The 21,813-nt window shown below is 49.9% G+C and carries 17 protein-coding genes; 10 read left to right on the forward strand and 7 right to left on the reverse strand.

Going from position 1 to position 21,813, the window contains the following annotated elements:
• Positions 1-12 precede the first annotated feature (12 nt).
• Genes CWE06_RS09655 through CWE06_RS09665 form a run of 3 tightly spaced genes read right to left on the reverse strand, consistent with a single transcriptional unit; the run spans position 13 to position 1,770 of the window.
• Positions 13-630 (reverse strand): hypothetical protein, encoded by a 618-nt coding sequence (locus tag CWE06_RS09655; RefSeq protein ID WP_126793562.1) that lies wholly within the window; start codon positions 628-630, stop codon positions 13-15.
• Positions 623-1,093, reverse strand: coding sequence for a hypothetical protein (locus CWE06_RS09660; protein ID WP_126793564.1), 471 nt, complete (start codon positions 1,091-1,093; stop codon positions 623-625). Before CWE06_RS09660 ends, CWE06_RS09655 begins: the two co-directional genes overlap by 8 nt.
• Positions 1,093-1,770, reverse strand: a complete 678-nt coding sequence (locus tag CWE06_RS09665; protein ID WP_126793566.1) for a hypothetical protein — start codon at positions 1,768-1,770, stop codon at positions 1,093-1,095. Before CWE06_RS09665 ends, CWE06_RS09660 begins: the two co-directional genes overlap by 1 nt.
• Before the next feature lie 119 nt (positions 1,771-1,889).
• On the opposite strand from CWE06_RS09665, the gene CWE06_RS09670 reads away from it, so the two are divergent.
• Positions 1,890-4,460: a penicillin-binding protein 1A gene (locus CWE06_RS09670; protein ID WP_241972535.1), complete on the forward strand. Its 2,571-nt coding sequence runs from the start codon at positions 1,890-1,892 to the stop codon at positions 4,458-4,460.
• 39 nt (positions 4,461-4,499) lie between these two features.
• Here CWE06_RS09670 and metL read toward each other — a convergent pair whose 3' ends face one another.
• The gene (gene metL, locus CWE06_RS09675) at positions 4,500-6,947 is read right to left on the reverse strand and encodes a bifunctional aspartate kinase/homoserine dehydrogenase II (RefSeq protein ID WP_126793568.1); all 2,448 of its coding nucleotides are present in this window, start codon (positions 6,945-6,947) and stop codon (positions 4,500-4,502) included.
• A gap of 175 nt (positions 6,948-7,122) precedes the next feature.
• On the opposite strand from metL, the gene metJ reads away from it, so the two are divergent.
• Positions 7,123-7,464, forward strand: a complete 342-nt coding sequence (gene metJ / locus CWE06_RS09680) for a met regulon transcriptional regulator MetJ (protein ID WP_420808534.1) — start codon at positions 7,123-7,125, stop codon at positions 7,462-7,464.
• Between the two features lie 95 nt (positions 7,465-7,559).
• Here the strand turns inward: metJ and CWE06_RS09685 are convergent, their stop codons facing one another.
• Both CWE06_RS09685 and CWE06_RS09690 read right to left on the reverse strand, forming a co-directional pair.
• Positions 7,560-7,997 carry a hypothetical protein gene (locus CWE06_RS09685; RefSeq protein WP_126793570.1) on the reverse strand — a complete coding sequence of 146 codons (438 nt, stop codon included), beginning with the start codon at positions 7,995-7,997 and terminating at the stop codon, positions 7,560-7,562.
• A 36-nt stretch (positions 7,998-8,033) separates the two neighbouring features.
• On the reverse strand, positions 8,034-9,284 hold the full coding sequence (locus CWE06_RS09690) for a malic enzyme-like NAD(P)-binding protein (RefSeq protein ID WP_126793572.1): 1,251 nt from the start codon (positions 9,282-9,284) through the stop codon (positions 8,034-8,036).
• A 295-nt stretch (positions 9,285-9,579) separates the two neighbouring features.
• On the opposite strand from CWE06_RS09690, the gene CWE06_RS09695 reads away from it, so the two are divergent.
• From CWE06_RS09695 to CWE06_RS09720, 6 genes are all read left to right on the forward strand, one after another.
• The gene (locus tag CWE06_RS09695; protein WP_157981165.1) at positions 9,580-10,569 is read left to right on the forward strand and encodes a class I SAM-dependent methyltransferase; all 990 of its coding nucleotides are present in this window, start codon (positions 9,580-9,582) and stop codon (positions 10,567-10,569) included.
• A 213-nt stretch (positions 10,570-10,782) separates the two neighbouring features.
• A complete protein-coding gene (locus CWE06_RS09700; RefSeq protein ID WP_126793576.1) occupies positions 10,783-11,598 on the forward strand; it encodes a DUF6689 family protein in 816 nt (271 codons plus the stop codon).
• A 5-nt stretch (positions 11,599-11,603) separates the two neighbouring features.
• Positions 11,604-12,437, forward strand: coding sequence for an FHA domain-containing protein (locus CWE06_RS09705; RefSeq protein WP_126793578.1), 834 nt, complete (start codon positions 11,604-11,606; stop codon positions 12,435-12,437).
• A gap of 103 nt (positions 12,438-12,540) precedes the next feature.
• The gene (locus CWE06_RS12545) at positions 12,541-15,825 is read left to right on the forward strand and encodes a protein kinase domain-containing protein (protein ID WP_126793580.1); all 3,285 of its coding nucleotides are present in this window, start codon (positions 12,541-12,543) and stop codon (positions 15,823-15,825) included.
• Positions 15,782-16,387, forward strand: coding sequence for a sensor histidine kinase (locus CWE06_RS09715; RefSeq protein ID WP_275065577.1), 606 nt, complete (start codon positions 15,782-15,784; stop codon positions 16,385-16,387). Before CWE06_RS12545 ends, CWE06_RS09715 begins: the two co-directional genes overlap by 44 nt.
• Positions 16,384-17,037 carry a response regulator gene (locus CWE06_RS09720; protein ID WP_126793583.1) on the forward strand — a complete coding sequence of 218 codons (654 nt, stop codon included), beginning with the start codon at positions 16,384-16,386 and terminating at the stop codon, positions 17,035-17,037. Before CWE06_RS09715 ends, CWE06_RS09720 begins: the two co-directional genes overlap by 4 nt.
• Positions 17,038-17,110: 73 nt before the next feature.
• On the opposite strand, the gene rpmE is transcribed toward CWE06_RS09720, so the two are convergent.
• Positions 17,111-17,323: a 50S ribosomal protein L31 gene (rpmE, locus tag CWE06_RS09725; protein ID WP_126793585.1), complete on the reverse strand. Its 213-nt coding sequence runs from the start codon at positions 17,321-17,323 to the stop codon at positions 17,111-17,113.
• 330 nt (positions 17,324-17,653) lie between these two features.
• Between rpmE and priA the strand changes: the two genes are divergently transcribed.
• Positions 17,654-19,843, forward strand: coding sequence for a primosomal protein N' (gene priA, locus CWE06_RS09730; protein ID WP_126793727.1), 2,190 nt, complete (start codon positions 17,654-17,656; stop codon positions 19,841-19,843).
• Positions 19,844-20,059: 216 nt separating this feature from the next.
• Positions 20,060-21,808 carry an arginine--tRNA ligase gene (gene argS, locus CWE06_RS09735; protein WP_126793587.1) on the forward strand — a complete coding sequence of 583 codons (1,749 nt, stop codon included), beginning with the start codon at positions 20,060-20,062 and terminating at the stop codon, positions 21,806-21,808.
• The last annotated feature ends 5 nt before the right edge of the window (positions 21,809-21,813 follow it).

A 21,813-nucleotide genomic window follows, 5' to 3' on the forward strand; every position in this document is an offset into this window, starting at 1 on the left:
ATCGGACAGCGGTCAGCTCGGCGGTAGCCAAATAATCCGCTGTTTTGGTGGCTGTCGCTGTGAATCCTCGGTTTGCGGATGGCATTCACTGTTGAAAAGAATTGGATTACCTTGGTCAGGAGTTGGCCCTGATGAGGCTTGTTTACGATGTTCGGGTAAATGCTCAAATTGAGCGGCAATACTTGCGATTGCTTCTGCTTGTTGCAGCTCATCGCGTTGAAGTATGAGAGCCTCTGGATTAGGACGAAGCTGCATGGTGAGCTGCAAGCGACTTGCGCCTTGCGGTAAAACTTCTGCTTGATGAGGCTTCCAGTCCGTTTCACCCAGCATGGTGAGCCAAATGATAAAAGCCGCAAAGGAACCACTGAGCTGAATGTCGACTTCATCGCTTCGGGCTTGGAATGAGTCAATTCGCAGTTGCGGACGCTCCTCGAGCAGAATCGTGGGTAATGACCGCGCGGGTAATCGCACGCTGATGCTATCGAAAGGGTTGGCTGGATACAGCACAACAACCGTTGCCGCTGGCTTGAACCAGTAAAACAGTACCAGCACGAGAACCGCGGCGATGGACAACCAGAGCAACCGTGTACGGCGTTGGGCATACATAAAGTGCTGCAGAAGATTAGTCATGACCGCCCCTCCGCTGGAACTCTAACTGGGTTAGCGGCAATAACTCAGCACTGTGTTGGAACTTGGTGTGTGTGACTTGCCACGGCGCTAACAGTCGCGACTCTAGTTTTGTGTGTGCCTCGGCTAGGGAGAGGTGCAGGTCTAACGTCGCCTTGTTGTTTTCCAAATTGAAAGAAACCAGAGATGCTGGTGCTGTCGAGAGAATTTCGAGGTGCTGTAACCAATGAATGAGGTCGTTATGATCGACTTCTGACGGTTGGTGCGAAGTCGTTTGCAGCTGATTCACGGACAGTGTCGGGGTGCGTCGGGATTCCTCAGAAGCGTTAAGAAATAGATTGAGACAAAAGGTGCACGCAATTGTAGCGACAGCAAAAACAAGAGTATCTGCAAGTGCTTGTCGGCGCTTCAACGCCATACGCTCATTAAAGCTAGAGGTTAGGTTTGGCAGATTGTATCGACGCATCAGCAATGCTCCAAGCCTTGTAATGCTATCCATATCGCCGTGAGGAGTGGCTTTGCTAATTCTGTCCGGGCAGCGACCCAATCGCTAAGTTGCTCTGGCGCGAGCGGCATCAGCTCAATATTGATCGCGTCTTGCAGCGCTCGGTCTTTGGCAACAAATTGACATGCGCTTAAGAAAGCTAACCGCGGCAATTGCGGTAATGTTGCCGCTAAGCGCGAATAAAAAACGTCGGAATCGTTTTGCTGCAGAACATAAACGTCACTGCTTGCGGCTGTGCCAGCAACGGTCCACTGGCAGTGCTGGACACCGCGCTGAGCTAGTTTCATGCTCACCAGTTGAGCTAGATCCGCGTCATTCGCATCGGCAGGTAATCCAAGCGGGAAACTAGCGTAGGGCAGCAATGCCGATAAAGGCGCTGAGCCAACTAGTTTTTTTAACGTCGAAGCGGAACTATCACGCTCCTCTGGGCTCTGAGAAGAGTGTGAGAGCTGCTCCCAAGTCGCCCCTGTAAACTGCCAAACTGACAGAACATGCCAGAGGTCACCATGGTCGTGCAGGGCGACGAGGGTCGCATCAGGTTGTGCCGATGGCTCATGGTGAGCAACATAACCCAAAACTAGCTTTGGTTGCTGCACATGCCGACGAAACGGCAATAATTTTGTTGTTTTTTTGTGCATATTTGGAGCATTTCCCTATGTCATTTCGTTAAGATCGCATGAAGATTTCTCGCAGCGGTTAAATTTAGCGCATAATGTCTTTATAATCCGATGTCCTTTAGTAAGTGATTGGCTAATTTGTGATTCGATTTCTGAAGTACCTCATTTTGACTCTGGTCGTATTAACCGTGCTCGGCGTTGGTGCTGTGGCAGGGCTTTATTGGTATGTAAAAGATGAACTACCGAGTGTTGAGACCTTACGCGATGTGCGCTTCCAAACGCCCATGCAGGTGTATAGTGCTGACGGCCGGCTTATTTCGCAGTTCGGCGAGCAGCGACGGATTCCATTAACTCTGGATGAAATTCCGCAACAAATGATCGACGCCATATTGGCCACCGAAGATTCACGTTTTTACAGTCACCGCGGCATCGACCCTATCGGCGTAATGCGAGCATTTCGGGTGCTTGTCACGACCGGTGAAATCCGTGAAGGTGCAAGTACCATTACCATGCAGCTGGCGCGGAACTTCTTTTTGACCCGCGAACGCGCGTGGATGCGGAAAATTAAAGAAGCATTTATTGCCCTACACATTGAACAATTGTTGACCAAAGATGAGATTCTCGAGCTGTACTTGAATAAGCTCGAACTCGGTCACCGGGCATTCGGTGTTGGTGCTGCTGCGCAAGTCTATTACGGTCGTGATATTCACGAACTGACCCTGGCCGAAATCGCGACCCTTGCCGGTATGCCGCAAGGCCCATCAATCCTTAATCCCATTAGTAATCCGCAAGCGTCGGTGCAACGGCGACGAATTGTATTGTTGCGCATGCTCGATGAAGGCTATATCAATCGTGCTGAGTATGATGCCGCATTTAATGCGCCAGTGACAGCTCGCTACCACACCGCTGAAATTGAAGTCAGCGCACCCTATTTAGCGGAAATGGTGCGATTGAGCATGATTGAGCGCTTCGGTGTCGACGAAGCCTATAATGGTGGCTATCGGGTTTTCACCACAGTAAATTCGGAGCAACAGCTTGCCGCACAGCGGGCCTTGCGTGAAAACTTGCATGCCTATGACGAGCGTCATGGTTACCGTGGTCCCGAGCGTCGCTTGTGGGGCATGGACTTACAACGCCTTTCAACGATTGAAACCTTTGGCGCGCAGCATCCAGCGGATGAAGAAACTCTCGAAATTATTCGTCGTCATCGCGGGCAAGCCTGGCCACAAGCAGAAATTGTCGCCTACTTAAACCGTCAACCGCGTATCGCCCAATTGCAGCCCGCTGTGGTGTTGGCCGTGCATGAGCAATCGGTCGATGTTATCACTCGAGTTGGTGAAACCATCACGTTACCTTGGGATCAGCTCGATTGGGCGCGTGCCTATGTGGATGCCGAACGCCAAGGCCGAGCACCGCAAACGGCGGGAGAAATCTTGCGAGTTGGCGATCACATCTTGCTGCGTCCTTATGATGACGCCTGGCGTTTAGCGCAGATTCCAGGTCCAGGTTCTGCCATTGTCGCGCTGCGCCCTCAAGATGGTGCTGTTGAAGCGGTTGTGGGTGGTTACAGTTTTAACTTGAATCAGTTCAACCGCGCGACACAAGCGAAACGGCAAGTGGGTTCGACCATTAAACCGTTTATATACGCCCACGCACTAGAACGGAACTTTACCCTTGCGACTTTGGTGAATGACGCCCCGATTACCCAGTGGAACCCCGGTTCTGGCTCAGCTTGGCGGCCGCGTAACTCACCGGAAGTCTATGACGGCCCAATTCGATTACGGGAAGGCCTAGCGCGCTCGAAAAACGTTGTATCCGTGCGCCTTATTCGAGAACTGGGCGTGAATGAAACAGCGGACTACTTGGCGAATTTTGGCTTTATGAATGACGAAATTCCCCGTAATGAATCTTTATCACTTGGTTCTGCATCGTTTACGCCAATGGAAATGGCACGCGCTTTCGCCGTATTTGCGAATGGTGGCCACTTAGTTGACCCATACTTTATTGAACGAATTGAGGACTCCGATGGCAATATCGTCTTTCAAGCAGAGCCGCGTTATGCCTGTGTGGAGTGCGAGTTAGAAGCCTTCCGCAAGGAGCACGGCGAGGACGCAGTGCCAGACCGAGCATTCCGGCCGGCACCACAAGTGATTTCTGAACAGGTCGCATACCTAGTCACGGAGGCGCTGAACTCGGCCGTTTGGGGCGGTGGCAGCTGGGCACATAATACCGGCTGGAACGGCACTGGTTGGCGCGCCCAAAGTTTGCGAAACCGTAACCTGGCGGGTAAAACCGGTACCACCAATGACGTCCGTGATGCGTGGTTTGCCGGTTACACTTCCGGTATTTCTGCGGTGACCTGGGTTGGTTTTGACAATCTGGAATTTGCCCTCGGCCGCTCAACATTGAATGCCAACTTAGGGCGTCAACGGCAGCCAATTGTTGGCTCTGAAGCGGGCGGAACCACCGCATTGCCGGGCTGGATATTGTTTATGGAAACGGCGTTACAGCACGTGGAAAGTAATCCATTTGAATTGCCAAGCAACATGGTTTCGGTTCGTATTGACCAACCGACTGGTCGCTTAACCAACCGAACCGATCACACCAGTATGTTTGAGTATTTTATCCGCGGTACAGAACCGACGGAATTTGCTGAACAAAATGGCCGTGGTCGCCAAGTCTTTGAAGACGAAGAAGGGCTATTCCGCTAGCTCTTCTGGTTTTTCTTGTCTGCTCTTGCGCGCGCAATTTTAAATTTCTGGTTGCACCGCCAAGCGCGAGAGCAGCTGATGCAAGTCTGATTGAACACCGCCAGCAGTGACTTTCCGGCCAGCCCCTGGGCCACTAATGACCAATGGCATGTCCTTGTACCAATCACTGTAAATCACGAAAATATTCTCGCCAGGAATTAGGTTGGTGAGCATGTCCTCGACAGAAATATATTCAATGCCAACGCGCGCATGACTGCGGCCTTCTTCGACTGAGAAACTCGCCATCAGTCGCGGCACTTTGCGCTCTTGCTGGGCTTCCACCCAGAGCTTTTGCATGGGCGCATCAAGTTCGTTCAATCGTTGCAGAAACTCGTCGAGCGGCACGTCGCGCAGATGCTCTGGGACTAATCCGTGAATCTCGACGTCATCCCAGTCGAGGGTTGCACCGATATCGCGAGCAACAATTAAGAGCTTGCGTACAATGTCATGACAGGATAAATCTTCACGCGGATCTGGCTCAGTAAAGCCTTCGGTTTTCGCTTGACGCACTAAGTCGCTGAACTTAACAACACCGTCAAAGTTCTCAAACAGCCAACTCATGGTGCCAGAAAATATGCCGGAAATACTGCGAATGCGATCGCCCGAACGCATTAAATCATTAATCGCGTAGTTCAGCGGCAGGCCGGCACCAACCGTGGTGTTGTACAACCACTCGCGCTTGTACTCGTGCTGAATCGTGCGGATTTCCCGATACAAGGCCTCTTCTGCAGAGCCAGCGCGTTTGTTTGCGCTGATAATATGCATGCCATTGGCAAAGAAGCTTGGATATAAGCGGGCGATGGATGCCGAATCGGTTAAGTCGAGCAAAATAAACTCGTCAACGGGAGCATTTGGTAGCTCCCGAAGCAGCTCAGTCAGCACATACGGCCGCGCTAAGCGTTCAAAGTTGTCTTGCCAGTCTTGTAAATCGACACCGCTGTAATCAAGCCACAGGCGCGATGAGTTGGCAATGCCGAGAATCCGCACATCCACGTTTTCGGTCAGACGTTCGCGTTGTTGCCGGAAGAGCTCAAGCCATTCGCTGCCAATATTGCCGCGACCAAGCACCAGAATGCCGACGCTGCGACGGAAATTAAATAATTGACTGTGGAGCCGGTTTAATAAGCCATTGTCGAGTCGCTGACCGAGAATCGCAATCGCAGAGGTTTTCTGGTTCGACACCAAAAACTTCCGCAAACTTTGTTCACCGGCCTCGCGGCGCAACACAGCAAACTGCTTACTTTCCTGAATACGTGCGCCGACCAAGGCAACCATGCTGTAACCACTGACCTCATGCACAACATGCTCAGCGTCTTGCGTTGCTAACCAGCCGCGAACGAAGTCTAAGTGGTTTTGGTGGAAGGCATAAAACTTCTCGCCACTTTCTTCTTCAATCCAACTCACTAAAGGTTCAAGTTGCGTGCCCTCGAAACGATTAATCACGTCGTGATGTTGTAAACCGATACTGAAGAGCACCACATCGGACAGTGAGGTTAATACTTTGCCTTGGGCTTCGGTATAGTCGTACTGGCCAATTCGTGTTTGTTGGTTCTCGACCTTTAAGCTCGAGCGCACGCTAATGATCATGCGCTGTCGATTCACCGGTTGGAACGTACGCGGGTGCAGGACTGGACTGCCGAGACGGGCGAGTTCCTCTGCTTCACTCCAATCCAACGTTGGCAAACTCACGACACGCTCAACTTTGCGCGGGTCAGCCGAGTAAACGCCGGCAACATCTTTCCAAATAGTAACTTGGCGACTGTCAATTAAGCTACCAATTAGGGTTGCCGAGTAATCAGAACCGTTACGGCCGAGTAATAGCGTCCGACCGGTGTCATTTTCAGCACAAATAAACCCGGTGACGATAAAACGAGTGCCGGGGAACGGGCCTAAACGAGTCAGTAACCGCTCGCGCGATGCCGCAACGGCAATCACGGGTTCAGCGGCATCGTCAGCACTTAAGAAGGTACGAGCGTCGATATAATCAGCGCGTGTGCCTTGTTTCTGCAACAAGGCTGCGAGTAGGCGTGCAGACCATAGTTCGCCGTAGGAGCAAAGTTCTGCGCGTTCGATATGTTCCTGGTCAATGAGCCAACGCTGCCAGCGCTCAAAATCGGCTTCTGATTGTGCGAGAACTTGCTCAAGTAAGCGGCCCGATAATAATTCTTCGATTAATCCCTGTTGATAACGTTTCAGCGACGCAAATAAGGTGGCAGCATACTCGGGCTGATTCGCTTTGGCGTCGGCGATGGCAATGATGCGATTGGTGGTGTCACCGGCAGCAGAAACCACGACTAAATCACTCACTCCAGCATGCTCTGTCACAATCCGCGCAACGCGGCGATAACAATAAGGGTCGGCTAAGCTACTACCACCGAACTTATGGACGTGAATTTCGTCGGCTATCGCTTGGATGCGCTCGGGAGATGGGAGTGGATTTTTGCTCATGCTGACTGCCTGCTAGCCTCGACTGTAAAAATGAATAGGAAACATCATAACGAAACTTTTTTATAAATAGAAGTTTAGATGGCTAAATAGATCGAAAAAGGGCATAATCAATAACTGAAACATATAATAACCGAATTTTTCGGATGCAGCGTTGGATTTAACGGAGGTTTTCATTATGGATTGGGATGGGAAATATATTTACCCCTATGCCGAGCATGGCAAAAAAAGTACACAAGTGAAGAAGATCACCGTGTCAATTCCAGTCAATGTTTTAAAAGTACTCACAGACGAGCGTACTCGTCGGCAAGTACTCAATTTGCGTCATGCGACCAATAGTGAGCTCTTGTGTGAAGCTTTTTTACATGCTTTCACGGGCCAACCATTACCGAATGACGATGACCTTCGCAAAGAAAATCCCCATAAAATCCCCGCAGCAGTGCGAGCATATTTAGACGAGCAGGGTATTGAATATAATGAAGACGAGCTGCTTGCCGACCCAGATGCATTTGAGCGTTAAAGGTTTTATCTCATGCAGGTAAGTGAGTCCTGCGCGCTTGAATAAGCCAGACGCGCGCAGGAATTAGAGTTAAGACAAAGCGCTAGTGTGAAAGGTTAGTGGTAAAGCAAATGCCCAGCTTGCACTTCCGTAAACAAACCACTTCCAGCTAAAGCTCGTGCAACCAGCCGCATATCAACGTCAGCGCCACGTGGTTCTACCCACAGTCGATTACCTGTGACACCAAAGCGCAACGGATAATTCACCGCTCTGCGTAATTGTCTGTCCGCTTCCACGAGAATTGCCGGCATCTCGGCACCGCGACCTGCAGCAGCATACTCTCGATGCGCTTTTGCGACGGCTTCGTCATACCAGCGCACCTCAATCGGGCCTGAATGACGGAACTGGGCAATACCTGGGTCATCACGAAACGCTTGCAATAACACCGGGTTAAGTTTGATTTCCGGACGTTCTTCGCGCTCGTCTGGCGCAGTCTGGCAACCACTGAGTGCCAAAAGCGTTACAAGAACGAAAGCCATTTTTTTGATCATCATGGCGCACCTCTTTTTGGTGTTGAATACTAGTTGGCGTTACTGTCGATCCGCCATATAGTTCTTTGGCAAGTCGATGCGCGCAACACCTGAAGCAATCGCGGCTTCAGCAACAGCACGCGCAATTCGCCCACACAATCTTGGATCCATCGGTTTTGGAATAATATAGTCTTTACCAAAACTTAGCGACGCCACACCTGCTGCTTTGAGTACAGATTCTGGCACAGGTTCCTTGGTCAGCGTCCGTAAGGCTTCGACGGCGGCAAGTTTCATGTCGTCATTAATCGCACTGGCGCGGACGTCGAGCGCACCACGGAATATAAACGGGAAACAAAGAACGTTATTGACCTGATTGGGATAATCCGACCGGCCTGTTGCCATAATCAAATCTTGGCGCGTGGCATGAGCGATGTCAGGACGGATTTCTGGGTCTGGGTTGGAACAAGCAAAGACGACTGGGTTTTTCGCCATCAAGGCGAGATCTTCGGCCGCAAGTAAATCAGGACCAGACACGCCCACAAACACATCGGCTTCGGTAATCACGTCTTGCAGGCTGCGTTTGTCCGTATTATTGGCAAACAACTGCTTGTATTCATTGAGATCTGTGCGACGAGTATGAATGACGCCTTTTGAATCGAGCATATAAATATGTTCGCGCAAAGCACCACATTTAATCAGTAGTTCCATACACGCAATCGCTGCTGCACCAGCTCCCATACACACGATTTGTGCTTTGCTAATCTCTTTACCCTGAATTTCCAAGGCGTTTAATAAGCCAGCCGCAGTTACAATCGCCGTACCGTGTTGGTCATCGTGGAATACCGGAATATCACAGCGTTCAATTAACGCTTGCTCAATCTCAAAACATTCTGGTGCTTTAATATCTTCAAGGTTAATACCGCCAAATGTTCCAGCAATATTCGCAACCGTGTTAATGAAGTCCTGCGTCGTTCGATGAGTGACTTCTATATCAATGGCGTCGAGGCCGGCGAAGCGTTTAAATAACAAAGCCTTTCCTTCCATAACCGGCTTTGACGCAGCAGGACCAAGGTTACCTAAGCCAAGTATTGCAGTTCCGTTACTAATGACGGCCACTAAGTTACCTTTTGCCGTGTACCGATAAACATCATCAGGGTTTTCAGCAATGGCGCGCACGGGCTCAGCGACGCCCGGACTATAGGCTAAGGCTAGATCCTTGGCGCTATCGGCTGGTTTCGTGAGTTCGATGCTAATTTTCCCTGGAGTTGGTAAAGCATGATAATCAAGCGCTTGCTGGCGAAAATCGGTCATGATTGAATGGTGTCCATTGGCTGAGTGCAGAAAACGATCAAATTTTCAATTCGACTTGAGTGTAACGCCTTTAATTCAATTAACAAATCTTACCTTTCACGGTGAGTGCATATTTTTCTGAACAGCGATGCAGCCATTTAATTCTCTTTTTCGAACCGTGAAACCCTTGCGGCAAAGCGGTGCTAGCGGTAAGGTGAAGACCTAATAACAGGGTATGCATTCCCACGCTACATATAAACAAGCTACATATAAACAAGCTACATATAAAATAACAACAGAAGAGAAGAAGTCGTATATGAATCATTGGAGCCAGTACTGGAAATTATCAAAAGCTGTGAATAGTTTTGCTGAAGGCTCGTCCGCTTCAGGTTATCACGGTGATGTTGAAGCATTTTGGCAAAATGAACTGGCTGATCTGCCGAAAGACGCCGTCATTGTCGATATCGGCACTGGCAATGGTGCCTTAGCTATGTTGATTAGCGAAGCCGGTAAAAAAGGCAAAAAGAATTGGCAAGTTCACGGTGTTGATGCTGCCGAAATTGACCCTGTAAAAGCGCTAGAGTCGAAGCCGGAAGTTGCCGAGAAATTAAAAGCAATTACGTTTCACGGCAATACCGACATGACCACTTTGCCGTTTAAAGACAATTCAGTTGATTGTGTCGTCAGTCAATTTGCCCTTGAGTATGGTGACGGTCCAACCGTTGTTAAAGAAGCGCTGCGCGTGTTGAAGCCAGGCGGCAAATTAGTTGCCATGGTTCACCACAAAAAATCTGAGCTGGTGAAAGACTCGGCTCGCGGCGCTGAAATCTTTAATCATATTTTGAATAAAACGCCGTTGTTCATGCAGGCAGACTTGCTCCTTCGTCTTGGCGCATTGCAGATGAAGAACTTAAGCTTTGCCGATTGGCAAAAAACTCAACCATTCCTTGCGGCGACAAAAACTGTCGAATGGATCATGCATGTCGTTGGTGAAGAGTTTAAGAGTGAAAGCGACCGCGTTTGGTTGAATGATGCGTTTGCTCGCGTTATCGACGTGATTAATACCGGCCGCGATGAAGAAACAGCTGCTCGCGCGGCGGACTGGTTAACCATGACTTATGATATGCTGCAAGGCCATCGCCAACGCTTAGAAGACCAACTTAATGCGGCGCAAACTGAAGCCGCTGTGAAAAAGGTTTTGAAGACCGCAGAAAAGGAATCGGCAGAAACAACTTATAACGACTTTAAGACCGAAGATTCACTTTTTGCTTGGACTTTAAGAGTTGTAAAGAGCGCTGATTCATAAAAGTTTTTTGAATTAAACTTAGAAATGTTCGAATTCAGCCGGTTTTTTTATCGAAACCGGCTGTTTTTCGTTAAATTAGGGGTAAACCCCTATATCCAGTTTTGAAAACCCTTGCCATATTACTCCAACAGGATATTTTCAGTTGTCATGTCTTGAATCGAGGCGTAGTCTGAGATTTGTTGAGGCATTTGACACTATTAAGAGGATCTAACGATGCTTAAGTACTTCGCTCCTGCACTTGTTGCACTAACCTTAGCGGTCGGCACGCCTGCAGTCGCAAATGATAACATCCGTTTTGCGGATAATCGTATTTCGGCTGAACTTGACGTGGACGGTCATCACTTACAATTTTCAGTTTCATTTGCTCAAGCAATCGGCCTGAACGCAGCAAACGTTGATGTGAGCGTTCGTGCTGTTTCTGCGAATGATTACAGCGTATTAAACCGCTTACCAGACAGCTATCAAACTGCTTTGGTTGACGGCTTCCCGGTCATGGTCTCAATTCAACCACGCAAAGATCGCGGCTTTGCCTTCTCTGGTGAAGCAGAAATCGAATTCTATACCACTAGCATTGATTTCAATAAAAACATTCGTTTATTCCGTTCACACGACGGCGGCATGTTCGAAGACATCACCAACTTAACTGCTCCGGGTAGCATGCGTGCTCGCGGTTCGTCAGGAACTTTCTCTGACTTTATTATGCTCGTTGATAATCGCGATCAACACGAAGTCTCAAATGCAAAAGCGGCTGAATTAGCCAGCTTTTTAAGTCAACATGTGGCGAACCACCGCAGCGAGTTTGAAAGCAATGTAATTTCTTTGGCGCGCAATGTGCGTACCCACGTGATCGAACAGCGCTACCAAGCAGCGGTTTCGAACTTGAACGCCTTGTTGCGCTCATTGGAAGATACCCAAGCTGACAACTTGCCAAACATTTGGCGTTCAAGCGACGACATCGTCAATGTGCAAGGCGAAGCACTGTCTAAAGGCCGTAGCTTACGCTTTACCCTGAATGAGTTAATGAGGTAGTCACCATGCCACTTCGCCTGCAACTTCGTTATGCCAACAAGCCAGCACAAAACCATGTGTTGTTTGAAGGCAAAGAATACTTGCTCGGTCGCTCAGACGACTGTGATATCGTGCTCGACGATCCGTCGGTATCGCGTTACCACGCTCGCATAAGCGCCCGCAATGGCGTGTGGCAGCTACAAGATCACAACAGCCAAAACGGTTGTTTTCAAAATGGCCAGCGTGTTAATTCAATTGCATTAGCGCGCTTGGCCGACGTCACGCTGGGTCCCGTTCAATGTCGCATGGAACTCGTTGAGCATCGACAAATTACTGCCGAAAGTAGTTTCCGTCAGTGGCGCCAACGCTACTTGAATGCCGCTGCAGAAAACATGTTACGGGAAACATCGCTGAATAATCTGCTCCAGAACGCTAGTGATACGCTCACTACGATTTTATCGAGTGACCGTGCTGCAGTGATCTTCTTGGATGCTCAAGGGGATATTTCCCATTGTTCGGGTTATCCAGAATGGCTCGGCGGACAGACGTTTAGTGGTAGCCGTACTGCGATTCAACACGCCGTCGATTCGCAAGAGCCAGTCGTTTTAGCAGCGGTACATAATCACGCTGAGCTCGCGCAAGCGGCGAGTATTATTAAAAATCACATCCAAGCCCTCTTGGTGTTTCCTGTCATCGTTGGCCACGACGTTGTCGCGGTGCTTTACGCTGACAGCCAAGCGGAACACCGTGCTTTCCTCGATACCGATCTCGCCATCGTAAGGTCGTTTTCACGACAGTTATCGATGGCTTTACAGATCCAAGACATCGAGGTTCGTTTGCAGCAACTTCAAGTAAGTTGACATTGCGACAGAATTCGACAAATTATTAACAGTTAGCTTTGCATAAAGCTACTGAAGGGCTGTATCCTTAATGGATAAAAATAAGCTCTATTGGAGATAATTTGTGACCACCCGAGAGGACAATCCGCAGCGATTGAGTGGACAGCTTACGGCAGCGTTAAGTGCTGGCAAACAGTTACCAAATGGTACTGTGCTCGCCGGTCGCTTCCGTATCGTTCAACCTGTCGGTATTGGTGGTCAAGCGCACGTGTATGCCGCCCGCGATGAAATCCTCGGTACCGAAATTGCCATTAAGCTGATCGCGCCGCAACACGCCCTCGACTTTGAACAAGTCCAACGATTACGCCAAGAAGTACTGGTCGCCCGCGAACTCAACCATCCGAATATCGTGCGTGTGTTCGAGTTTTATCGCGACGGTGACTGGGTGTTTCTTACCATGGGCCTGATAGAAGGCCGTAGTCTCGCAGAATATCTCCACGAAGGTATTACTCGACTGCAAGCAGAAACTTGGAGTCGACAGCTACTGCAGGCTTTGGAAGCCTGTCATTCACTCGATATAACCCATGCCGATGTAAAACCGGAGAATATCCTCATCGATGAGCGTGGCAACCTGGTGTTGCTCGATTTCGGTATTGGTCACATTGGCGAGCAAAGTAACCGTGATTTTGCCGGCAGCGACGGTTACAAAGCGCCGGAAGTGACTCAGCTTGGTAAGCGCAATATTCTCACCGACAGTTACAGTAGTGGGCGCTTAATCGCAGACTTAGTGGCAGCAGCAAACGTTCGTGCATGGCACTTTGGCGATCTAATCTGGCGACTCGATCGCTTGCGTCTTGCTCGGCAATTGAGTAAACCGTTGGTTTATCAGCGAATTACCGTACAAGCAGCCCAAGAACGCTTAGCAAAACACCCGCAGCGACGGATCGGTATTGCGGCCGCAGTTGGTTTCGCACTGATCTTGGCCGTAACCTATGCCTTTTTACTGCAGCCGAATATCGAAGAACAGCCGCTGCAAGCGACGGCACAAAAGACAACACGGATAGCAGTTGTGTACCAGCCGGATGACGCCCTGCTGAGCGGTGTCGCCGAGTTATTACAGCTCAACTTAATCACCCAGAGTGGCATTGATGTTATTGAACAAGAGCGCGTTGACACGCTTATGCGCAACCTCGGATTAAGGCCGTTTCGACAGCAGGATCATCGGTTGCGAATTGCCCAACTGCTAAATGCGGATGTTCTGGTGTTATTACAGAGTAATGAACTCATGGGCCAAGAAGAGCCGCGTTTGCAAATGCTCATGGCGGAGATGCCGGGCAATCGATTGTTTGGCGCCTTTCAAGGTACCATCGGCTCGAATGGCCTAGGCCAAACGGTTGAACAGCTTTTTGCACACTTAAATAGCCAGTTGGCGCTACCGACGCGCAGCTCTTCGGTGCGTCCAGAAGAGTTGCAACGGGTTGAACCGGTGTTAACGGCACTCCGTGAAGGACGGGCAGCCGAGGCAGAAAGCGTGGTTCAATCGCTCCAAGAAGAGTGGCCTGATTTTCCGGGCGGCTGGCTCGCGGGCGCTCGCCTTGCGGTCAATCTTGGCGATATGCAGCGGGCACGGGAACAGCTAGAACGTCTGTATGAGCTATCTCAGGATGATGATTATTGGTATTTAGAAGGCCGAGCTTTGCAAGCCGAAATTAATGGCGACGTTGAAACGGCTATTATTGTGACCAACCGCTTACAAGAACTGTTTCCTGGGCGACCTTCGTTAATGGACCGTCGTGCGGAATTAGCCATTTGGCAAGATGATTTTGACACTGCCATTGCACAATATCAGCAAGCTTTAGCGATTGACCCTAGCTCTGGTGAGCGGTGGTTCCAACTAGCTCGGTTGAGAATTATTCAAGGTAATATTCAACAAGCGCTCGATAATGAGTTAACTCAGGCATTAATTCGTTATCGGCAACAGGAAGACTTACGCGGACAAGGGACGGTATTAAACGCTTTTGGGGTGGCCTATATACGCTTGGCCGACCCAGATAACGCCATCCGTTACCTACAAGACGCCTTGCAATTACGCACTTTCACACGCGACCCTTCAGGGCGAGCGGTCTCTTTGGCGAATCTGGCTAGCGTATTTGGTGTGCTTGGCCGTTATGAAGAAGCCGAGGCTGCACTGGCTGAAGCACTCGACATCTTTCAAATGAATGCAGATCGCTCTGGTTTGGCACAGGTCGAGAATGAGTGGGGCGTGCTACTCGAAGAACAAGGGCGTTATCGGGAAGCGCTGGTTCATTATCGCAATGCTCTCGACTTACATTTGCAGACAGGCAGTACCATGCAGCAAGCTGAAACCATCAGCAATGTGGCCTACATGCACTTTTTAATGGCTGATTTTAGTCAGTCTGATGTATTCTGGAATCAGGCTCTCACTCTGTTTAATCGGACAGGTGATGAAACTGGCATTTTGCGCACAAAGCTTAACTTGGCTCACTTAGGATTAAGCCGTGGTGATTTTGCTCAGGCGACGTCACATTTGAGCGAGGTGCTTCAAAGAGCGGAGCAAAAGCGCCCAGCGGAAAATCTAATGGCACAATACTTGTTAAGCCATCGAAACTTTTTCCTTGGTAGTATCCGCACAGCTTTCGATAATAATGAGGAAGTTTCTCGACTATCGCATGATATCGGCGATATGCGCGGACAAATAGAAACAGAGATTTGGGGCGCTGAAATGTGTATGTATCTTGCCGATATTAACTGCGTACACGAACGACTTGGACGGTTAGAAGAGTATGAAAGTGTGATGTCGGCGGAACACACAACGCTTGTCGAATGGTTACAGTCGACTATTTCCTTAATGTCGCAGGAAAGCAGCTCCTCTGAAATCGCCGCATTTTGGTCTCGTTTTCGCAAGCAGCTCCTGCCGGTTCAAACTGAATTAAAAGTGCTACTATCGCTATTAGAATTACAGCGACTGCCTGCCGATAGTTGGCAGTGGCAAAGGGTTGATGAGCTCGTGCGGCCGACCCTGTATCGCGAATACATGCATAGCCAATACTTGAAAGCGCTGCACTTTGGTTCGGAGCAAGCCTCGGAACAATTGCAACGGATGTTACAAATTCATCCAGAGCACTGGAGAAATCATTTATATTATGCGATTTTAACAAGCGAAAGTGCACAAGCGCGGGCGCAAGAGTTGCGCGAGCAGCTTTATGAATCTATGACTCCAGACCAAATTGAGGCGTACCAACGAATCTATGAGAGACATGAAACACTCCATCGAGGAGGAGATTCGAGCGCTCCGACGCAGTCAAATCGAGCTACGCGAGCTATTACATCAGGAGCAGGACACCCTGCGCGATCTCGCGCAACGCTTATGGAGTCAACAGGAGGCTGAACGCGCGCGCTTATCGCAAGAGCTACATGATGGCCTAGGTCAACTGTTAACTGCACTGACACGCAGGATTCAAGCGGCTGCAGATGCGGGTGCATTGGACCCTGACATCATGCTCATTGCTACACAAGCGCTCGCTGACGTTCGTCAATTGTCACGCCTGATGCGTCCTCGCATATTAGATGACTTAGGCTTAGCAGCAGCGTTACAGTGGTTGGTACGAACGTTATGTGAATCCTCCTCTATCCAAACTAAGGTTGAAATTGACCTTGATGCCGAACCGGACTCAGCATCTGCGATACTTCTTTTTCGCATCGCGCAAGAAGCGCTTACGAATGCTGTTCGGCACGCAAATGCGTCCCTTATCAGTGTCTATGTGAGTCGAGCTGGGAATACCTTGCGACTTGATGTTATTGACGATGGCAGTGGCTTCGACAGTAGCAAAGTTGTGCAGGGAGTCGGTCTGTCGAGTATGCGTGACCGAGCTGCGGCATTCTCTGCAGATTTTGAAATTAATAGTCGACCTGGTGGCGGTTGCCATGTCAGTGTCTTGGTACCTTTATGAGTTTTACAGAACAAAAAATAAGATTAGTGGTTGCTGATGACCACACACTCGTTCGTCAGGGTATTGTACAAATGCTGCGGCAGCATGAAGAGTTTGATGTCGTTTGTGAATGTGAAGATGGGGTGGCACTCATGCAGGCCGTGGTCAGGCATAACCCCGACGTCGTGCTAATGGACATTTCAATGCCCAAAATGAATGGTTTGGTGGCCATTGACCGTGTTCTGCAGCAGCGCAGTGAAACCAAAGTTTTAGTTTTGACTATGCACGACGAAATAGAATATATGCATGCATTACACCGGGCTGGCGCCAAAGGCTATTTACTGAAAGAGTCGTCAACCGACCAACTAGCCCAAGCCATTCGCGCCATTAATCGCGGCAAGACATTTTTCCCCGATGTTCTCCTGCAGTCATTGCAGAAGGAAGTAGACCAACCGGGTGACAATACCAATGTCCTCGCGCCCCTAACCCGTCGCGAGCGCGAAGTCTTCTTCCTTGTGATCGCAGGTCATACAACCAAAGATATCGCACAGCTGCTCGACATGTCGCATAAGACAGCTGAGAATCATCGTGGTCGTATCTTGAAGAAAATGCAGGTCGAAAACACCGCTGAATTGATTCGCTTAGCGGCTCGAAAAGGTATTCTTGAGTGAGTGCTTACTTACCTTGAGGGCGTTAAAAAAGCGCCCGAAGGCGCTTTTTTATTTGAAATCTCTCAGCGTAAGCTTACTTAGACTTCAATGAACCGAAACGCTGCTTGAAGCGGTCTACACGGCCACCAGTGTCTAGTACTTTCTGCTTACCGGTGTAGAACGGGTGACACTCTGAACATACGTCGATGTGGAAATCTTCACACTTAGTAGAGCGAGTTTCAAACACGTTACCGCAAGAGCAAGAGACTTTTACGGCTTTGTAATCTGGATGAATACCTTGTTTCATAGGGGTTACCTCAGTTGAAGGCCGCATCGCCATCCGTGCTTTCCACGAACACCATGCGCTGTTTAAATAATATGCGCTTAATCTAAAATTAAGGCCGCAAATTCTACCCCACTAGTGACCAGCGATCAAGCAAGATCAAGGGGTATGGGCGGTTTTTTCTGTTCGGGCGTATTTGTCGATCTTTTCTCGGCAAAGATTTGCTAGCATAAGGCCAAGTCATTTTTTAGGATTCCCCGTGAGCATCATGTTTGAGTGTGTTGGGTGGGTGCTGTGAGCCAAGGCAAATCACCGCAGCAAGCAGCAACAGAAATTGAGATGGATGAAGCCAGCATGAATATTGTGCAGGTCGCTTTGCCTGTACCCATGCGACGAGTGTTCGACTATCTGCTGCCTGACAATCTTCCCCAGCCGAGCATCGGGGCTCGCGTGGTGGTGCCATTTGGTAACCGTCAATTAGTTGGTTTTGTGGTCGCCACAAATCAGGAGCCTAGCGTTGCAGTGACACAACTTAAGCCACTGTTAAGCGTCACCGATCCGATGCCATTATGGTCGGAGTCGCTGTGGCATTTGCTCGACTGGGCGGCGCGTTATTATCATCATCCGCTCGGCGAAGTACTGGCACATGCGGCACCAGTTGCTTTGCGACAAGGGCAACCGCCCAGTTACCAATACACGAAACAATTAAAATTAACCGCAGCTGGCATGGCCGTTGAGCTGACTGAATTGAGTCGCGCTCCGCAGCAACAGCGTTTAATTGCCCAATTGCGCCGCGAAGCGTTAGCCGTGAGTGATTTAGCGCAGCACGATGTGCGCCCAGCAGCAGTGAAAGCGCTGAAAGAAAAAGGACTCATTGAAGAGACGTTAGTTGCGCCTGCGTTCAGCGCTTGGACACCTGAGCTTGCCGAAGAGCCACATCCGCTAAACCCAGAACAGGCCGTTGCGGTCGCTGCTATTCACGCGGGGATGCAAGCTGAAGCACAGCAAACTTGGTTACTTGAAGGCGTGACTGGCAGTGGCAAAACAGAAGTTTACCTGCAAGTCATGCAAGGCGTCTTGCAACGTGGTCAGCAGGTACTTGTCATGGTGCCGGAAATCGGCTTAACGCCGCAAACCGTGCAACGTTTCCGGGCTCGTTTTCAAGCACCGGTAGTGGTTTTGCATTCCGGGCTGAGCGATCAGGAACGCTTGTCGGCTTGGTTGCAAGCGCGTGATGGTCATGCCGCCATCATTCTTGGCACGCGGTCGGCAATTTTTACGCCGTTAGCGAACCCAGGTCTGCTAATTATCGACGAAGAACATGACGCCAGCTTTAAGCAGCAAGACGGTTTTCGTTATAACGCCCGCGACTTGGCCATTAAACGTGCTCATACCGAGGGCTTCAATGTAATTCTTGGCTCGGCCACACCGTCACTTGAGTCCCTGGCCAATGCCAAAGCCGGTCGTTATCAATTGCTGCAACTGTCGCAACGAGCGGGCTCGGCGCAGCCAGTGAAGAATATCTTGGTGGACTTGAAGCAGCAGCGCTTGCAGCAAGGTTTAAGTGAGCAGCTGATTGCGCTGATGCGCAAGCACCTCGATGCGGGTAACCAAGTCCTACTCTTCTTGAATCGTCGTGGTTATGCAAGTGCGCTCATTTGCCATGAGTGTGCTTGGGTTAGTGAATGCCAGCGTTGCCAAGCTAATATGACCGTGCACCAACAAAGTCATTCGCTGCAATGCCACCATTGTGGCGCACAACGGCGAATTCCGCGTCAATGCGGTGGTTGTGGCAGTACGCAACTGATCACCCGTGGACTTGGCACCGAGCAACTGGAAGAAACCATTCAGAAATTATTTCCCGATGCACCAGCCTTGCGTATAGACCGCGACAGTACACGTCGCAAAGGCCAGTTAGAAGACTATTTGAAGGCAGTTGGCCGTGGTGAATATAAAATTCTCCTCGGCACCCAAATGCTCGCCAAAGGACATCACTTCCCGGATGTGACCTTAGTTGCTTTGCTGGATGTTGACGGTGCTTTGTATAGCAGTGATTTCAGGGCTGCCGAACGACTTGCGCAACTTTATGTGCAGGTAGCCGGTCGTGCCGGTCGGGCGCAGAAAAAAGGCACGGTGGTGCTGCAAACCCACTTACCAGAGCACCCGCTCATTCAAGAGCTAGTGAACAACGGCTATCAAGACTTCGCGACGAGTGCGCTGAATGAGCGTGAACAAGCGATGCTACCACCTTATGCTGCAATGGCCTTGTTGCGCGCGGAAGCGGTTGACGCCAACGCCGCCGAAGCTTTGTTACAGGCCATGGCCAATTGTTTAGAACAACAGACTGACGTTGCAGTGATTGGACCGATGCCAGCGGTGCTAGCTCGTCGTGCCGGTCGCCATCGTTTTCAGTTGCTCTTACACGCAAGCGAACGCGGGTTGTTGCAGCGTACATTGCATGCCTGGTTACCGACCTTAGAGAGCCTGCCGGAAACTCGAAAAGCACGTTGGTCACTCGACATTGATCCACAAGATTTCAGTTAAAGTGTTAAATTCGACAGTTAGGGGTATTCAGCGGTTTTTTTTAAGGCGCTGAACGATTAAACTAGCGGGTCGTAGCTCGATGAGCGGGAGCCGTTGCCTGCGTACATTCATGTATCGATTCTGAACGTGTCGTACTTGAAGTGCAAACAACTGAAACCCGTCTGGTAAAATCAAAGCAGTTCTTAATCTCTTAAGTTTGAAAGGTTACCCAAGCGAATGAAGCAGCAGATTGAAGCGTTACTCCAAAGTGCCATTGACACCCTTAAAGCAGAAGGGACCTTGCCGGTTGAGCTAGAGCCGCGTGTGCAACTAGATCGTCCACGTGACAAAAGTCATGGCGACTTTGCGACCAATCTTGCCTTGATGCTCGCAAAGCCAGCAAAACTGAATCCACGGGCTTTGGCGGAAGCGATTATTGCGGCGTTGCCAGAGAACAATGTCATTGCCAAAACAGACATCGCTGGTCCTGGCTTTATTAACTTTACGCTTGATCAAGGACAGCTCATTGCTCAGCTCAATCAGGCTTGGGCGGACGAACGCTGTGGTGTGCAAGCTGCTGAACAACCGCAAACCGTTGTCATTGACTACTCGTCACCGAACCTTGCCAAAGAAATGCACGTGGGTCACTTGCGCTCGACCATTATCGGCGACGCGGTAGCGCGTACCTTAAGCCTACAAGGTCATAAGGTTATTCGTCAGAACCACGTGGGCGACTGGGGAACCCAGTTCGGCATGTTATTAGCCCACATGGAAGACCAACTGCAAGACGGTGACAGCCCAGAGTTTGCTTTGTCAGACTTAGAAACGTTTTATAAGGCAGCGAAGCAGCGCTTCGATGTGGAAGAAGGCTTCGCCGACCGTGCACGAAGTCTCGTTGTGAAATTACAAAGTGGTGATGAGCATTGCCAGAAGCTTTGGCAACAGTTTATCGATACCTCGTTGGCCCATTGCCAAGAAGTTTATGACCGTCTCGGCGTGCAGCTTGTGCGCGACGACGTCATGGCCGAATCAGCCTACAACGACGATTTGTCGCAAGTGGTTACGGACCTTCGAGAGAAAGGTCTGTTAGTTGAAGACCAAGGCGCCCAATGTGTCTTCTTAGAAGAATTTAAAGGCAAAGAAGACGAGCCGTTACCGATTATCGTGCAAAAGAAAGATGGTGGCTTTTTATATGCCACCACCGACTTGGCAGCGGTGCGCTACCGTACCGGCACATTAAATGCCAGCCGGGTGATTTATGTGGTTGATGCGCGCCAGTCGTTGCACTTCCAGCAAATTTTCACTCTATGCCGGAAGGCCGGATATGCCGATGACTCAGTCAGTCTTGAGCACCTTGGCTTCGGTATGGTGTTGGGCAAAGACGGTCGACCATACAAAAGCCGTGATGGTGGCGTGACGAAGTTAGCCGATTTGCTCGACGAGTCAGAGCGTCGTGCTGCAGAACTTATTGCCAGCAAGAATCATGATCTGACGGCGGATGAGCAAGCTCATATTGCCAAGGTCGTGGGTATTTCGTCAGTCAAATATGCGGACCTTTCGAAGAACCGTACCTCAGATTATGTCTTTGACTGGGATACGATGCTGAGCTTTGAAGGCAACACAGCACCTTACTTGTTGTACGCCAACACGCGAGTGAATAGCTTATTCCAGAAGGCGGGCTTAAAGCCCTCAGAAGTCTCGGGTGAGTTTATTTTAGCGACGGAGCAAGACGAAGCCTTAGCTGGCAAAATTGCTCAGTTCCCAGAAATTATTGCCTCGGTTGGCAACAAAGGGATGCCGCACTTCTTATGTGGTTACTTGTTTGAATTGGCCGGCTCTTTCTCGTCGTTTTACGAGGCCTGCCCAATTCTCAACAGTGACGACCAAGCATTGCAGCAGAGTCGCCTAAAGCTAGCCGCGTTGACCGCCCGAATTTTAGAGCAAGGTCTTGGTTTGCTAGGTATTCCTACATTAGAGCGGATGTAAAACAA

Origin of the sequence: Aliidiomarina haloalkalitolerans (genome assembly GCF_003987315.1) — a bacterium.
GTDB classification, from domain to species: domain Bacteria; phylum Pseudomonadota; class Gammaproteobacteria; order Enterobacterales; family Alteromonadaceae; genus Aliidiomarina; species Aliidiomarina haloalkalitolerans.